This window comes from Pseudomonas sp. P4_C3 (assembly GCF_056402075.1).
Genome location: NZ_JBFUIC010000441.1, coordinates 1 through 2,842, shown reverse-complemented (window position 1 = coordinate 2,842; position 2,842 = coordinate 1). Strand labels below are relative to the sequence as shown.

Annotated in this window: 4 protein-coding genes; 1 reads left to right on the top strand and 3 read right to left on the bottom strand. The window is 51.4% G+C overall.

Features of this window, described 5'->3' with window-relative positions; translation table 11 throughout:
• Window positions 1–225 (top strand): hypothetical protein (locus tag AC1DVH_RS29030; RefSeq protein ID WP_477756680.1); only part of this gene is annotated, 225 nt, incomplete at its 5' end.
• A gap of 423 nt (window positions 226–648) precedes the next feature.
• Here AC1DVH_RS29030 and AC1DVH_RS29025 read toward each other — a convergent pair.
• From AC1DVH_RS29025 to AC1DVH_RS29015, 3 genes are all read right to left on the bottom strand, one after another.
• Window positions 649–1,092 carry a hypothetical protein gene (locus tag AC1DVH_RS29025; protein WP_477756679.1) on the bottom strand — a complete coding sequence of 148 codons (444 nt, stop codon included), beginning with the start codon at window positions 1,090–1,092 and terminating at the stop codon, window positions 649–651.
• A complete protein-coding gene (locus tag AC1DVH_RS29020) occupies window positions 1,073–2,185 on the bottom strand; it encodes a polymorphic toxin type 44 domain-containing protein (RefSeq protein ID WP_477756678.1) in 1,113 nt (370 codons plus the stop codon). Before AC1DVH_RS29020 ends, AC1DVH_RS29025 begins: the two co-directional genes overlap by 20 nt.
• Before the next feature lie 115 nt (window positions 2,186–2,300).
• A partial coding sequence (locus AC1DVH_RS29015; protein ID WP_477756677.1) for a hypothetical protein occupies window positions 2,301–2,842 on the bottom strand: 542 nt, incomplete at its 5' end.

Below are 2,842 nucleotides of genomic sequence, written 5' to 3'. Positions count from 1 at the left end.
TTATGGAACTGCCAGCACTTTATTCATGATCATCTACGCCGTCATCCCACCTTCAGGGTGCTGACTGGCGAGCTTTATACCGATGTTTATCGACACTTTATCACCCAATGTTCACAATTCAGTCCAAGGGCCGGCCGTAGAATGAGTGTCGGAGCATTTTATTTTTTTGATGTTGTACTCATTGCCGAGGGCATTCCGTTAATCGATCTGAATCGGTTGCACTAGTGTGACCGCTATCGAGAGCTCCATCTGCTCCAATATATATACGGGTCGTTGGCCACTTAGGACTTATCCTTACGCAATGACTTTTCCCTGAGACAGTCCAGTCGAACTGCATAAAGAAATTATCATCTTTAAAAATATGGCCAGGACCTCCTGTAGATTGGCCAGGGGAGATTCGCCCTCGAAATATATCGTGCTGAGTATTTAGAACAAAACTCAACTTCCCGACCCCCGCCTCTGAGAAATAGACTTTCACCCTCGGCACGGAGACATACCAGACAAAATACATCAGAAGCAATATTGCTAGCGGTCTACCCTTAAACAAAAGCAGCACCATTTACTTGCATTTGTGCCCCCCCCCAACCCGGAGTAAATCGCTAGCATTTCGTTAATCAAACCAATACCGACTTTTAATCTTGACGCATGTTAGGGCTTCACCAAATCCCATTGACACTCTTTCAGCCTATCCACATCTGCACCACTCCCTTTGCGCATATCAATGTTGCCGTCGGCGTCGAGAAAAATATGCATGTTGGGCCACTTCGGTGTGATGCTGATGCAGTGCCAACGCCCGTTCTCGGCTGCCCAAGAAAACTCCATGAAAAATTCGGTATCCGGAAATAGATATCCGTGGTCGCTGGTGGCACCTCCTGGGGACATCCGCCCCCTGTATATCCGGTCTTGAACGTTCCAGGTGTACCGCAATCCGCGCTCGGCATCCTTGGAATAATTGACGGTTGCACTGGGTAGAACATAAACATTCCAGAGGGCCATCAACTGCAGTACCAGCAGTGGCAGCAGCAGTGGTAAAAACGGAATCCATAGCCACCGTAAGTAACGAGATCGGGGGTTATTTACAGACGTGGACACGGACTCCATCTCCCCAGTTCTCTGGTGGAACTGCCAACACCTTATTCATGATCATCTGCGCTGTTATCCCGCCTTCAGGGTGCTGATTGGCGAGCTTTATACCGATGCTTATCGACACTCTATCAGCTACATCATCCCATGATCGCAATTCAGTCCAAGGGCTAGCTGTAGGACGAGGGCCAAGGAGCTCTCTATCCTCTTTGGGCGTTGTTCGTAACTCTTCGGCTTTGCGCAGGGTATCTGAGGCGATTTGCTCGGCCCCTGCTCCGTCTAGCAGTAAGCTTTCTGAAAGTCCACCTATGATTCCGACATAACCGTAGTGGATGTTCGACCAAATGTCGTAGTAGTAGAGATACTTCCCTTGCTTGTGTCGTACCCCGGGAAACAGCTCCCGAAGCTTCGGCTTGTGATCCCACTCCATGTTTTGACCCACTTGTTTAGTCCAGATCGCCATCGCCTCTAGCTTATTCATCAATGCAATTCCGTTGAAATTCGGTGGTCCCGCCAGTCTGGCGTACCAGGGTAACGCCCGAAATTTCCTGGCTTCCGCGCTGCTGTCGTAGCTCATCAGCTCTTTCATTTTCAACACGGACGGATGCTTGATGTTCCTATTCATCTCACCTGCGATGTAGCTGGCAAGCTCTTCCATCTGGTCTGGATGGTTACAGGCTTCGCTTCCACCAAGGTCGCCGGGTGGTGCAGAGATTTTATCTGCCAGCTTCAGATCAACCACATTAGGCTTGGCTGTAAAGCTGTTTTCAGCCGGAGCCGCCGATGAGCCCGCAGCCCTGGTGGCCGGCTGTGCAGGGCTTGCGTTGCTTTGATACGTGGCCGTCATTACGGAGGGGATCAGTCGAGCTTTACAGGGGCAATTGCTGTAACTGTCCAGCGTACCAGCCATGGGTTTTCCATGACTGATCATGTACGAAATGCCACCGACGATCCGATACGTCTTCCCGTCTTTTCCACAGGTGACCCGATCACCATCGCAGGCGTGGGCAACGCCATACATCATGATCCGGGTGTCACCATCCAGAACTTTGCCACCACAGGTGGTTCGGTCATTCAGACCGATGAAATGTCCTTMTTTCATTGAATTTCTTCTCCGTTACTTCCGGCCGAGTCCAGAAAGTTTTCGACCATCAGCTGCGTGAGCATTTAAGCAACGCAGCACTGAGACAGCCTTGGGCAGCGCCAGACTTCGTCACTCAGTCCGCGACCGATGACAAAAAATCCTCGCCCATCGACACACCTTCGCGCGCAATAAACACGTAGCCGCCTTGCGGTGTATTGATGATTTCGTCGCCATTGCTGAGCATGCTGCCGACCAGCGCCACATCATTGTTGTCTTGCCCTGCGCCGGTGATGATTTGCGCTGTACTGCCATCGGCATACAGGACGTAGTCGCCTGTTCGCGCTACGCGCACCGACCGTCCATTTTCCAACTTGAACTCCAGCGGCCCTGTCCCTTGCTGGATCACCCCGCCGTTACGGGTCTGGCTGCCCTCGGTTGCGCACCGGAAGATGGCGATAGCAGGATGAGTGTCGATGTAAGCCTGCTGTTGACGCACAACCACTTGGGCGTGCTCATGGAATTGCGCAATTTGCTGCTCAGTGAAGTGTGGATTGTCCAGACTGCGCAGATACTCTGGGGAAACATCGTTGGTATACAAAGGTTGCAAGGGTGCATTCATTTCAAAATCCTTATCCTTGGTAGGGTGTTCAGAAATAATGCGGCGGACGCTAACAG